Consider the following 12,781-nt stretch of genomic DNA (forward strand, 5'->3'; position numbering starts at 1 on the left):
CCACGGGGGCTTTGCCATGACACCACGCCCACCCCCGGCGCGAACGTCTGGTGAACGCCGTTCGACACGCGCCCGTGCGGCGTCCAAGGGATCGATGATTGGTCTTGACCAAGGGTGGGGGCCGCCCTATGGTCGCAGATAAGTGCAACAACCTTTAATAAACAAGGGCGCCAAAACGTCGGCGGACCACAGCGATCGCGGAGGACAGGGTGGGGACCACGCAGCTGGAGTCGGTGCCGGAGCCGAAGTACTGGCATCTCAGGACCGTGCTCAGTGAGGCACTGGACTCCGAGTTCTCGGTGGGCGAGATCCTGCCCAACGAGCGGGAGCTCGCCGCCCGCTTCGGCGTGGCCCGCGCCACGCTCCGTCAGGCCCTGGAACAGCTGGAGCTGGAAGGACGGCTGCAGCGCCGCCGCGGTGTCGGCACGACCGTCGCGCCCCCACGCGTGGGCGTGGCCGTCGGCACCGAGCAGCACGACTGGCCCGGGACGGCCGGTGACGCCTGGCAGAGCGTGGACTGCGCGCACGCGGTCCCGCCCACCGCGATCGCCGACGCCCTGGAGAGCGGCCGCGAGGAGGCCGTGCACATCGTGCGCCGGTCGCGGACGAGCCACGGCCAGCAGGTCGCCGCCGAACTGCTCTACGTTCCGGCCGCGTCCGTACCCGACCTGACCGCGATCGACGCACCGTCCGGACCCGCACGCGCGCGTGCCGTACTGCGCGAGCTGCAGCGCCTCGAGCTGGAGGGCCAGGAACGCTCCGTCGAGCTGGGCTCGGCCCGCGCGGACGACGCCAAGGAGCTCGACCGGCTGCCGGGCGCGCCCGTCCTCGTCGTCACCACCCGCTTCGTCGCCCAGGGGCGGACCGCCGCGATCTCCGTCGCCACCTACCGCGCGGACACCTGCCGGCTGACCTTCGGGGACCCGGGCGGCATGGAGATCCACCACGGACCGGAGCGCCAGGCCTCGTAACGCCCCGGCACCGCTCTCAGCGGCGGGCCGTCACCGTGCCCTCCACCGCGAACAGCTGCTCTTCGACGTGGTCGAGGGCCAGCCGCAGCGCGCCCGTCGCCACGGCCGCCTCGCCGAGCACCGAGAGGGTCACCCGGGGCGGCCGCAGGCAGTAGCGGGCCAGCTCGCGCCGCAGCGGCTCCAGTACGCCGTCCAGACCGGCCGCCCAGCCGCCGACGACGACCAGTTCGGGGTCCAGGGCCAGCACGAGCGCCGCCACGTCGTGGACGAGCCGCTGGATGAAGCGGTCCACGGCCGCGCGGGCCCGCCGGTGGCCCTCGCGGGCCAGCGCGAAGACCTCGGCCACCGCCTGCTCGTCCAGGGGGTGCAGCGGCTGGTCCGTGGTGGACAGCAGCGTCTCGGGCGTCTCCCCCCGGCCCAGCAGGTGCAGCGCGCCGATCTCGCCGGCGGCCCCGCCGTACCCGCGGTGCAGCCGTCCGCCGATCAGCGAGCCGGCGCCCGGACTCAGCCCCGCCAGCACGAAGACCACGTCGTCGGACTCGGTGGCCGCTCCCTTCCAGTGCTCGGCGACCGCCGCGGCGTTCGCGTCGTTCTCCACGAGCACCGGGCACTTGAAGGAACGGCTGAGCCGTTCGCCCAGACGCAGGCCCGTCCACCCGGGCAGCGCGGTGCCCAGCCGCACGGTGCCGTCCGCTTCCACGATGCCGGGCGTGCCGACCCCGACGGCCCGCAGCGAGCTGCGCGGGACGGCGGTCCGGCGCAGCAGTTCGGCGACCGCGCCGCGCAGCCGCTCGAGTCGCTCGTCCGCCTCGGCCTTCTCCTCCACGTCCTTGGCCTGGGCGCCCACCACGCGGCCGTCCAGGTCCGCCAGCAGCGCGGCCACCCGGTGCGCGCCGATCTCCAGACCCAGCAGGTGTCCGGCCTCGGCCCGGAACCGGAACCGCCGTGCGGGCCGCCCCTGTCGCCGGGCGGCACCCTCCTCGGCCGCCTTCTCGACGACCAGTCCCGCCGCGATGAGGTCCTCCACGACGCCCTCGACCGTCGGCCGGGACAGCCCGGTCACCCGGGTGATCTCCGTGAGCGTCGCACAGTCCGTGGCACGCAGCGCGTGCAGCACCACCGCGGAGTTGATCCTTCGCAGCAGCGAGGGATCCCCGCCGGTCAGCCACCCCACCGTCCGTCCTCCCCGCTCGTGCGCGTGTTGGGCGGATCGTACTCAAACCGGGCCGGGGCGGCGAGTGCCGTTCCGGCTGCCGATGGTCGTCACCGGCACGGACCCTCCGTGAGCGGCTACGGCGCCTGCGCGGCCGCCCTCAGCCGTGCGAACTCCTCCGCCATCGTCCCGGCCGTCCAGTGCGCGTTCAGCCCGCTCGGATTGGGCAGCACCCACACGCGCGTGTCACCGATCGTCCGTTCCTGCGGCCCCACTTGGGCCTTGCGGTCGCCGAACGCCGCGCGGTACGCGGTGACGCCGACCACGGCCAGCCACCCCGGCCGCAGCCGTGCCACCTTCAGCGCCAGCAGACGCCCGCCCTCGCGGTACTCCTCGGGCGTCAGCTCCTCGGCCCGGGCCGTCGGCCGCGCCACGACGTTCGTGATGCCCAGCCCGTACGACAGCAACTCGCCCTGCTCCGACGGCTTCAGCAGCCTCGGGGTGAACCCCGACCGGTGCAGCACCGGCCAGAACCGGTTGCCCGGCCGGGCGAAGTGGTGGCCGGTCGCGGCCGACATCAGACCGGGGTTGATCCCGCAGAACAGCACGCGAAGACCGTCCGCGACGACGTCCGGCACCGGACGGTCGCGGGCGGCCTCCAGTTCCGCCGGGGTGAAGCGGGTCAGAGGATCGCCCCCGGGGTGTAGGCCGCGGCCTGAGGGTGCTGCTTGACGATTTCTTCGATCCGGCCCACGACCACGCCGACCTGGTCGGCCGCCGCTCCGGTGAAGGACAGCTTGTCCGCCATGAGCTCCTCCAGCCGCGCGCGGTCGAGTGGAAGGCGCTCGTCGGCGGCGAGCTTGTCGAGCAGGTCGTTGCGCTCGGCACCCTGCTCGCGCATCGCCAGCGCGGTGGCGACGGCGTTCTCCTTGATCGCCTCGTGGGCGACCTCGCGGCCGACCCCGGCCCGCACCGCACCCATGAGCACCTTGGTCGTGGCCAGGAACGGAAGGTAGCGGTCCAGTTCGCGGGCGATCACCGCGGGGAAGGCGCCGAACTCGTCGAGCACCGTCAGGAACGTCTCCAGCAGGCCGTCCAGCGCGAAGAACGCGTCCGGCAGCGCGACCCGGCGCACCACCGAGCAGGACACGTCGCCCTCGTTCCACTGGTCGCCGGCCAGCTCGCCGGTCATCGAGGCGTAGCCGCGCAGGATCACCATCAGGCCGTTGACGCGCTCGCAGGAGCGGGTGTTCATCTTGTGCGGCATCGCCGAGGAGCCGACCTGGCCCGGCTTGAAGCCCTCGGTGACCAGCTCGTGCCCGGCCATCAGCCGGATCGTCTTCGCCAGCGAGGAGGGCGCCGCCGCCAGCTGCACCAGCGCGGTGACGACCTCGTAGTCCAGCGACCGCGGGTAGACCTGGCCGACCGAGGTGAACGCCCGCGAGAAACCGAGGTGGTGGGCGATGCGCCGCTCCAGCTCCGCGAGCTTGGCCGCGTCGCCGCCGAGCAGGTCCAGCATGTCCTGGGCCGTGCCGACCGGGCCCTTGATGCCGCGCAGCGGGTAGCGGCCCAGCAGCTCCTCGACCCGCCCGTGGGCCACCAGCAGCTCGTCCGCCGCGGTCGCGAAACGCTTGCCGAGGGTGGTGGCCTGAGCGGCGACGTTGTGCGAGCGGCCGGCCATGACCAGTTCGCCGTACTCGGCGGCCAGCCTGCCCAGCCGGGCCAGGACGGCCACCGTGCGGTCCCGCATCAGCTCCAGCGACAGCCGGATCTGCAGCTGCTCGACGTTCTCCGTCAGGTCGCGGGAGGTCATGCCCTTGTGCACGTGCTCGTGCCCGGCGAGGTCGTTGAACTCCTCGATCCGCGCCTTCACGTCGTGCCGCGTGACCTTCTCGCGCTCCGCGATCGAGGCCAGGTCCACCTGGTCGAGGACCCGCTCGTAGTCGGCGATCGCCTCGCCCGGGACCTCGATGCCGAGGTCCTTCTGGGCGCGCAGCACGGCGAGCCAGAGCTGCCGCTCCAGCCTCACCTTCTGCTCGGGCGACCAGAGCGTGGCGAGCTCGGCGGAGGCGTAGCGTCCGGCGAGGACGTTCGGGATGCGGGGCTTGGCGGGCGCTGAAGTCACGTGTGCAGAGTCTACTGGCGGTTCGTGCAGGCCGGCGCCGCGGGGGTGTTCGTCGGAAACTACGAGAGACCGCGAGAGACCGCAAGAAACCGCGAGAGAGCGAGAGAGACCGCGAGGGACTACGAGGAACTACGAGAGCTCCGCGTCGGCCGACGGCTGGGCGAGGCCCTCGTAGGGCAGCAGCTCGGGCCGCTTCGGCGGGCGGCCGTCGCCGGAGGAGCGGCCGGTCAGCCGCCGGCCCATCCAGGGCAGCAGGTGCTGCCGGGCGAAGCGGACGTCCGCGGCCCGGCGGGTGAGCCAGCCCGGTGGCACGCTCGCCGGCATCGGCGTACGCCACTCGGGGTCCTCGGGCTCATGGCCGAGCGCCTGCCACACCGCCTCCGCGATTCGGCGGTGGCCCTCCGCCGTCAGGTGCAGCCGGTCCACGTCCCACAGCCGCGGGTCGCCCAGCGACGGCGCCCCGTACAGGTCGACGACGAGCGCGCCGTGCCGCGCGGCGAGCTCGTCGACACAGGCGAACAGCTCCTCCATGCGCGGCCGGAAGCGCTCCAGGACGGGACCCTGCCGGCCGGGGCTGCGCATCAGCACGAGCCGCTCGCACGACGGCGCCAGCCGCTCCACCGCCTCGGTCAGCAGACCCTTCACCCTGCCCATGTCGCACTTCGGCCGCAGCGTGTCGTTCAGGCCGCCCACCAGCGTCACCACGTCGGCCCGCATGGCCGCCGCCGCCTCCACCTGCTCGTCGACGATCTGCCCGATGAGCTTGCCCCGCACGGCGAGGTTGGCGTACCGGAAACCGGGCGTGCGGGCGGCCATCCGGGCGGCGAGGAGGTCGGCCCAGCCCCGGTAGGAACCGTCGGGCCGCAGGTCCGACATGCCCTCGGTGAAGGAGTCGCCGACCGCGACCAGGCTGGAGTATGCGGGATTCTTCTGCATGGCGTGAGCGATGGTATCCCGGCGTGCCACTCGCCATACCATGCGGTCGGTCGGTTCCCGGGCGCCCCGGCGTCCCGCTCACACCTGCTGGCCGAACAGCTCCCGCAGCACGTCCTCCATCGTCACCAGGCCCGCCAGCCGTCCGTCCGCCCCCAGCACCGCCGCCAGGTGCGTACGGCTGCCCCGCATCGCGGTGAGCACGTCGTCCAGCGGCGTTCCCTCCCGGACCCGCGCGATGGGACGCATGTCCCGCAGCCGGAACGGCACGCCGTGCGGCGAGGCGTCCAGGGCGTCCTTCACATGCAGGTAGCCGACGATCCGGCGTCCCTCGTCGACCACGGGGAAGCGGGAGAAGCCGGACTCGACCGACAGCCGCTCCAGCTGCTCCGGCGTGACGCCCAGGCTCGCGTACACCACGCGTTCCAGCGGAAGCACCACGTCGCGCACCGGCCGGCTGCCGAGCTCCAGCGCGTCGTGCAGCCGCTCCTGCGCCCGGTCGTCGATGAGGCCGGCCGCGGTGGCGTCCTTGACGATCTCGGCCAGCTCCGTGTCCGTGAAGGTCGCCGAGACCTCGTCCTTGGTCTCCACCCGCAACAGTTTGAGCAGGGTGTTCGCGAACGTGTTCACGGTGAAGATCACCGGGCGCAGCGCCCGGGAGAGCGCGACCAGCGGCGGGCCGAGCAGCAGCGCGCTGCGCACCGGCTCCGCGAGCGCGATGTTCTTGGGCACCATCTCGCCGAGCAGCATGTGCAGATACGTCGCCAGGGTCAGCGCGATCACGAACGACACCGCGTGGCCCGCGCTCGAGGGCATGCCCACCGCGTGGAACACCGGCTCCAGCAGATGCGCGATCGCGGGCTCGGCGACCACACCGAGGACCAGCGTGCACAGGGTGATGCCGAGCTGAGCGGCCGCCAGCAGAGCGGACACGTGCTCCAGGCCCCACAGCACGCTCCTGGCGCGCCGGTCGCCCTCCTCGGCGTACGGCTCGACCTGACTGCGGCGCACCGAGATCAGCGCGAACTCGGCGCCCACGAAGAAGGCGTTGACGACCAGGGTCGCCAGACCGATCAGGATCTGTACGGCGGTCACCGGTCGGCCCTCTTCCCGTCGTGCGCCTGCGGCTGTCCGGCCCGCCGCGCGTGTTCCCCGCTCCGCTCCCCGCTCTGTTCGTCGTCCAGCGGCGCGTGCAGCAGCACGCGCGCGGCCCGGCGTCCGCTCGCGTCCACCACGTCCAGCCGCCAGCCGGCGACCTGCAGGATGTCGCCCGCCTCGGGAATCCGGCCGAGCTCGGTGGCGACGAGGCCGGCGAGCGTCTCGTACGGCCCCTCCGGCACCCGCAGCCCCACCCGGGCGAGCTGGTCCATGCGCGCGGAGCCGTCCGCCGAGTACAGGCCGCGTCCCTCCTCGTCGGCCCCGGCCGGGGCGAGGTCGGGCGTCTCGTGCGGGTCGTGCTCGTCGCGCACCTCGCCGACGACCTCCTCGACGATGTCCTCCAGCGTCGCCACCCCCGCGGTGCCGCCGTACTCGTCGATGACGACCGCCATCGTGCGCGTGCCGGACAGCCGGTCCAGCAGCCGGTCGACGGTCAGCGACTCGGGGACCAGCAGCGGCTCGCGCATGATCTCGGAGACACGCACGCGTGTGCGGCGCTCGGCGGGCACCGCCAGCACGTCCTTGACGTGGGCGGTGCCGACGACCGAGTCGAGGCCGCCGCGGTAGACGGGGAAGCGGGACAGCCCGGTCGCCCGGGTCGCGTTCGCCACGTCCTCGCAGGTCGCCTGGGCGTCGAGGGCGACGACCTGGACGCGGGGGGTCATCACGTTCTCCGCGGTCAGGTCGGCGAGGTTGAGCGTCCGCACGAACAGCTCGGCGGTGTCCGCCTCCAGGGCGCCCTCCCTGGCGGAGTGCCGGGCCAGGGCGGCGAGCTCCTGGGGGCCGCGCGCGGAGGCGAGCTCCTCGGCGGGCTCCACCCCGAGCCGGCGCACCACACGGTTCGCCGAGTTGTTCAGGTGGGTGATGAAGGGCCGGAAGGCGGAGCTGAACAGGCGCTGCGGGTTGCCCACCCGCCGGGCCACCGCCAGCGGTGAGGAGATCGCCCAGTTCTTGGGCACCAGCTCGCCCACCACCATCAGGAACACCGTGGACAGGGCCGTGCCCAGGACCAGCGCCACCGAGGTCGCGGCGGACCGGGAGACGCCGAGCGCCTGGAGCGGGCCCGCCAGGAGCCGGGCGATCGACGGCTCGGCGAGCATGCCGACCACCAGGTTGGTGACGGTGATGCCGAGCTGCGCCCCGGAGAGCTGGAACGTCAGGTTCCGTACGGCCCGCAGAGCGCCCGCCGCGCCGCGCTCGCCGCGCTCGGCGGCCCGCTCCAGGGCTTTGCGGTCGACGGTGGTCAGCGAGAACTCGGCGGCGACGAAGGCACCGCAGGCGAGGCAGAGCGCCACCGCGACCAGCAGCAGGAGCACTTCGGTCATCGGGTCACCCCCGTCCCATGGTCGGACAGGACGGGGACGGGCGCGCCATGTCGCGCGCGAGGAGGCTCGCCCATGGGCGGACGCTCACACCTTTCATGTAGAACCGAGTGATCCCCCAAGAGTAAAGGATGGGCAAAGAAGGGTCGGGGTCAGTCCGCGAGGGGCTTCACCCAGCGCCGCCAGTGCTCCTCGGGCGCGTAGCCCGCCGTGCGCCAGGCGTGGTGCGCGCTCTCGTTGCGGGTGAGCACCATGGCGTCGCCGCGCCGCCCGCCGAGCCGTACGAACCGCTCCTCGGCCGCCGCCAGCAGGGCCGAGCCGATGCCCTGCCGCCGCCGGTCCGGGTGCACGGCCAGCCGGTACAGGTGGCAGCGCCAGCCGTCGAAGCCCGCGATCACCGTCCCGGCCAGCTCGCCGTCCGTCTCCGCCAGCAGCAGCGCCTCCGGGTCGCGGGCGACCAGCCGCGCCACCCCCTCCCGGTCGTCGCTGATGCTCGTGCCCTCCGCGGACGTCTTCCAGAAGGCCAGCACGGTGTCGAGGTCGTCGGCGGTCGCCGGCCGTATGCGCAGATCGGTCATGTAGTGATCAGAGCAACGCATGGCCGCGTGCGGGGCGGAATTCCAGCATCCGGACACTGCCGGCCCCGCGCCCCGCAGGGCCTCCCTCACTCGTGCGCGATGGCCGCCAGCACGTTCATGCGGGAGGCGCGCAGCGCGGGCAGCAGGGCCGCCGCGACGCCCACGACCGCCGAGCCGACCACCACCGCGGCGATCGTGCTCCAGGGGATCGCCAGCGTCGTGATCCCCTGCAGGGCCAGCACCCGCTGAGTGCACACGCCCCACACCAGCCCCAGCGCCAGACCGAGGACCGCGCCGAAGACCGCGATCACCACCGACTCCAGCCGGATCATCCGCCGCAGCTGGCGCCGGGCCAGCCCGATGGCCCGCAGCAGACCGATCTCCCGGGTCCGCTCCACCACCGACAGGGCGAGGGTGTTGACCACGCCGAGCACGGCGATGACGATGGCGAGCCCGAGCAGCGCGTACACGAGGTAGAGCAGCACCGCGATCTGGTCGTGGACCAGCTTCTTGTAGTCCGCCTGGTCGCGCACCTGCACGTTGGGGTACGCGGCCAGGGCCTTCTCCAGGTGGGCGCGCAACCGGCCGGCGCCCGTGCCCGGGGCCGCGTTCACGTACAGCGCCGCGTCCGGGGTGCCGGGCACGTACTTCTCCACGGTGCCGATGCCGAAGTACACGCCGCCCTCGATGCCGAACCCCTCGGCCGCGTCCTGGTCGGTCAGCGCGCCCACGGTCAGCCGCGCCCGCCGTCCGCCCTGGAACTCGACGGGCAGCACGCTGCCGGGCAGCACTCCGTGCTTCGCGGCGAAGCCGGCGTCCATGGCGATGTGCCCGTCGGCGAGCGCCGTCGCCGTGTCGCCGCGGACGTAGTTGATGTGGGCCACGGAGTCCAGCCGCCGGTCGTATCCGGAGGCGGTGGTCTGCACGCGCCTGCCGTCCGGCAGCGCCACCGCGACCGCCGCGAACCGCTGTCGTACGACGGTGCCGACGCCGGGCGTGGCACGGACCTTGGCCGTGACCTCCGGCTGGAACGGCTGGAAGTTGCGATTCTGCACGACGAAGTCGGCACCGAGCGTCTTCTCGATCTGGCGGTCGATGGACCGGGTCATGGAGGCGCTGGCCACCGACATCCCGCCGACCAGGGCGAGGCCCACCATCAGGGCGGCCGCGGTGGCACCGGTGCGGCGCGGGTTGCGCAGCGCGTTGCGCTGGCTCATCCGCCCGATGGCGCCGAACAGCGCCGGGAAGGCCCCGCCCAGCACCCGGATCAGCGGGCGCACCAGCAGCGGTCCCGCGATGACGGTCGCGACCAGGGTGAGGACGACGCCGGCGCCCAGCAACGCGACGGCGGTCGCGGTGCGCTGCGCGGCGGCGCAGCCCGCGAGCGCGGCCACGCCGGCCGCCCCCACCAGCGTGCCCGCCACCGCGCGCACCCGCAGCGGCCGCCCCGTACCGGCGACCTCGGTGTCCGTCAGGGCCGCCATGGGAGACACGGCCGCCGCGCGGCGGGCCGGGAGATAGGCCGCCACGAAGGTGACGCCGACGCCCACGACGTACGCGGCGACGGGCGTGACCCAGCCGATGGCCATCTCCGCGGTCCTCAGGTTCATGCCGAAGGAGCTCAGGAGCCGGATCAGTCCGGCCGCCATGCCGATCCCGGCCGCCAGGCCCAGCGTGGAGCCGAACAGGCCGAGCAGCACCGCCTCGGTGAGCACCGAGCGGCGCACCTGCCGCCGGTCGGCGCCCAGGGCGCGCAGCAGGCCCAGCTCACGGGTGCGCTGGGCGATCAGCATGGCGAAGGTGTTGACGATCAGGAAGACACCGACGAGGACCGCGATCGCGGCGAATCCGAGCATCACGTACTTGATGATCCTGAGGAATCCGCCGAGGCTCGCGGCGGCCGACTTGGCCTGCTCGCCGGCGGTTTTCAGGTCGTAGGCGCCGGTGCCGACCGCCTGGCCGACACGGTGCTTGAGCCGGGCGTCGGTCACGCCCCTGGCCGCGTCGACCGAGATGCTCGTCGCACGGTCCGCGGAGCCGAGCAGCCTGGTCTGCGCGGTCGGCGTGTCCAGGAGGAGCAGGGCGGCGCCCGGGTTGGTGGTGGTGAACGTGGCGATGCCGACGACGCGCACCCGGAAGGTGCCCGGCTGTGCGTGCACGGTCAGCGTGTCGCCGATCCGCACGTCCGTGTGCCGGGCCGTGTCGGCGTCCAGCACGACCTCGCCGTCGCCGTGCGGGGCGTGACCGGAGGTCAGCCGGACCGGGCTGTGGTCGGTGACCTCCCAGTTGCGGACGGTGGTGGGGGCGTCGGTGGTCGGGCCGACCGGTCGACCGCGGCTGTTGACGACCACGGCGTTCTGGACGGCCACGTCCACGTGGGCCGCGGCCACGCCGTCGATCTTGGCCACCCGCCGGGCGAGAGAGGCGGGCACCGTCCGCACCACGCCGGTGGGCACGGCGGACCTCAGGTCCTGCCGGGGGCCCACCGTCACATCGGCGGAGGTGGAGGCGAAGAGCCGGTCGTAGGTGCGGGCGACGGTGTCGGAGAAGATCAGGCTGCCCGTGACGAAGGCCACGGACAGGAGGACGGCCAGGGCGGAGAGCAGCAGCCGCCCCTTGTGGGCGAGGAAGCTGCGCAGGGTCGCCCTGAGCACGGGCTCAGGCCTCCTCGACGGTGATGCCGTCCCCGCCGAATCCGTCGCGGACCACCTCCAGGCCGGGAGTCCGAGGGCCGCCCCCGGCGAACAGGCGCATGCGCTCGAGCACCGCCTCCGCGGTCGGGTGCTCCATCTCGTCCACGATCCGCCCGTCGGCGAGGTAGAGGACCAGGTCGGAGTGGGCGGCGGCACCAGGGTCGTGGGTCACCATGACGACGGTCTGCCCGAGGCTGTCGACGGCGTGGCGCAGGAAGCCGAGCACCTCCAGGCCGGCCCGGGAGTCGAGGTTGCCGGTCGGTTCGTCGGCGAAGATCAGCTCGGGCCGGGCGGCCAGGGCCCGTGCGCAGGCCACGCGCTGCTGCTGGCCGCCGGAGAGCTCGGACGGCCGGTGCGTGAGCCGGTCCCTCAGCCCCAGCGTGTCGATGACCTCGTCCAGCCACCGCTCGTCGGGCTTCCGGCCGGCGATGTCCATGGGGAGGGTGATGTTCTCCAGCGCGTCGAGGGTGGGGACGAGGTTGAACGACTGGAACATGAAGCCGATCCGGTCCCGCCGCAGCCGGGTCAGCTCGCGGTCCTTCAGCCCCGTGATCTCGGTGTCGCCGATCCAGACCCGGCCGGCCGAGACGGTGTCGAGGCCCGCCAGGCAGTGCATGAGCGTGGACTTGCCGGAGCCGGAGGGGCCCATGACCGCCGTGAAACGGCCGCGCGCGATGTCGACGTCCACCGAGTCCAGCGCGAGCACGGCGGTCTCACCCGACCCGTACGCCTTGGTCAGCCCACGGGCGCGGGCCGCGATCCCGTCGGCCGACGCCCGGCCCGGCGCCGCAGCAGCAGTGGACACGACGGCCTCCCTGGAGGGCTTCGCCCGATACGTCCCGGCTCATGACTGTTTTGTTCCCCGCCGAGCGTAGTGTGAGCGGGCCCACAGCCGGTATCCCCCGTCGGGCCGAGCACGGGCTCCCCCGCAGGCCGGGTCCCGGGTACAGGTGGAAGGGGCACCCTCCGCCCGGTCAGCCGCGCTCGGCGGAGACCGGACGCCAGGCGGTACCCAGCGCGCAGTACGAGGTGGGCAGAGCCGGACCCCTCTCCGGCAACAGCATCCGGCGGTAGGGGCCGAGCTCGAAGCCGGCGTCCCGCAGGGCGGCGACCGGGTCGCGGGCCAGATGGCAGCCGCCGGCCAGCAGCGGCCACACCGTGCGGTCCAGGGCGCGCTGGGTGAGGGTCATCGCCCGGCCGCCGCCCCTGCCGTGCTCGAGGAACCGCACCTCGCCGCCCGGCCGCAGCACCCGCCGCGCCTCGGCGAGCGCACGCGGCAGGTCGCGCACGCTGCACAGCACCAGCGAGAACACCACGGCGTCGAACGCCTCGCTCTTCACCGGCAGCGCCTCCGCGCAGCCCGGCACCACGTCGACCGGGACCCCGCAGCGCAGGGCGGCCTCCACGGCCCGCCGCCGCAGCAGCCGCTCCGGCTCGATCGCGACGACCTCCGCGACGGCGCCCGGATAGTGCGCGAAGTTCAGCCCGTTCCCCGCGCCGATCTCGATCACCCGCCCGGACAGCCCGCCCAGCAGCCGCCGGCGCACCCCGGCCATGCCCATTCTGCTCTCCGCGGCCACGCTGGCCCGGGCGTAGTAACGGGCGAACACCGGATGACGGACGGCGTCCCGCGCGGACCGCGACACCATGGCAACCTCCCGGACGGACGGGTCTACCGGGAGTGTCCCCCCTGCGGGCCCACGGCACGCACACGCGTGCCGGACGCCGTCGTGGCCCTGCGGTGAGCCGCGGGGCTCGGCACGGGCCCGCCCGCCGACTACGCGAACGGTGCCGGTGCCTCCCGCGCCGTGAAGGCCTCCGCGTCCCAACCGCCGTTCAGGCGGGGGG

Annotated in this window: 11 protein-coding genes; 1 reads left to right on the forward strand and 10 read right to left on the reverse strand. The window is 73.6% G+C overall.

Features of this window, described 5'->3' with window-relative positions; translation table 11 throughout:
• The first annotated feature begins 209 nt into the window (after nucleotides 1–209).
• Nucleotides 210–971 carry a GntR family transcriptional regulator gene (locus C1I97_RS18475; RefSeq protein WP_111004316.1) on the forward strand — a complete coding sequence of 254 codons (762 nt, stop codon included), beginning with the start codon at nucleotides 210–212 and terminating at the stop codon, nucleotides 969–971.
• Between the two features lie 16 nt (nucleotides 972–987).
• On the opposite strand, the gene C1I97_RS18480 is transcribed toward C1I97_RS18475, so the two are convergent.
• The 10 genes from C1I97_RS18480 to C1I97_RS18525 all read right to left on the reverse strand — a co-directional run bounded on the left by C1I97_RS18480 (nucleotide 988) and on the right by C1I97_RS18525 (nucleotide 12,582).
• Complete coding sequence (locus C1I97_RS18480; protein WP_111004317.1) at nucleotides 988–2,145, reverse strand: ROK family transcriptional regulator; 1,158 nt, start codon at nucleotides 2,143–2,145, stop codon at nucleotides 988–990.
• 116 nt (nucleotides 2,146–2,261) lie between these two features.
• Entirely contained in the window at nucleotides 2,262–2,810 is a 549-nt protein-coding gene (gene mug / locus C1I97_RS18485; RefSeq protein WP_111004326.1) for a G/U mismatch-specific DNA glycosylase, read from the reverse strand.
• Nucleotides 2,807–4,249, reverse strand: a complete 1,443-nt coding sequence (purB, locus tag C1I97_RS18490; protein WP_111004318.1) for an adenylosuccinate lyase — start codon at nucleotides 4,247–4,249, stop codon at nucleotides 2,807–2,809. Before purB ends, mug begins: the two co-directional genes overlap by 4 nt.
• A 129-nt stretch (nucleotides 4,250–4,378) precedes the next feature.
• Entirely contained in the window at nucleotides 4,379–5,185 is an 807-nt protein-coding gene (locus C1I97_RS18495; protein ID WP_111004319.1) for an SGNH/GDSL hydrolase family protein, read from the reverse strand.
• A gap of 78 nt (nucleotides 5,186–5,263) precedes the next feature.
• Complete coding sequence (locus C1I97_RS18500; protein ID WP_111004320.1) at nucleotides 5,264–6,277, reverse strand: hemolysin family protein; 1,014 nt, start codon at nucleotides 6,275–6,277, stop codon at nucleotides 5,264–5,266.
• On the reverse strand, nucleotides 6,274–7,665 hold the full coding sequence (locus tag C1I97_RS18505; RefSeq protein WP_111004321.1) for a hemolysin family protein: 1,392 nt from the start codon (nucleotides 7,663–7,665) through the stop codon (nucleotides 6,274–6,276). The genes C1I97_RS18500 and C1I97_RS18505 overlap by 4 nt, the downstream gene beginning before the upstream one ends.
• Before the next feature lie 149 nt (nucleotides 7,666–7,814).
• On the reverse strand, nucleotides 7,815–8,240 hold the full coding sequence (locus tag C1I97_RS18510; protein WP_111004322.1) for a GNAT family N-acetyltransferase: 426 nt from the start codon (nucleotides 8,238–8,240) through the stop codon (nucleotides 7,815–7,817).
• A gap of 86 nt (nucleotides 8,241–8,326) precedes the next feature.
• Complete coding sequence (locus C1I97_RS18515) at nucleotides 8,327–10,894, reverse strand: ABC transporter permease (protein ID WP_111004323.1); 2,568 nt, start codon at nucleotides 10,892–10,894, stop codon at nucleotides 8,327–8,329.
• Nucleotides 10,895–10,898: 4 nt separating this feature from the next.
• Nucleotides 10,899–11,738 (reverse strand): ABC transporter ATP-binding protein, encoded by an 840-nt coding sequence (locus C1I97_RS18520; RefSeq protein WP_111004324.1) that lies wholly within the window; start codon nucleotides 11,736–11,738, stop codon nucleotides 10,899–10,901.
• Between the two features lie 169 nt (nucleotides 11,739–11,907).
• The gene (locus tag C1I97_RS18525; protein WP_111004325.1) at nucleotides 11,908–12,582 is read right to left on the reverse strand and encodes a class I SAM-dependent methyltransferase; all 675 of its coding nucleotides are present in this window, start codon (nucleotides 12,580–12,582) and stop codon (nucleotides 11,908–11,910) included.
• Between the last annotated feature and the right edge of the window lie 199 nt (nucleotides 12,583–12,781).

The organism is Streptomyces sp. NTH33 (genome assembly GCF_003236365.1).
In the GTDB taxonomy this organism is placed as follows: Bacteria; Actinomycetota; Actinomycetes; order Streptomycetales; family Streptomycetaceae; genus Streptomyces.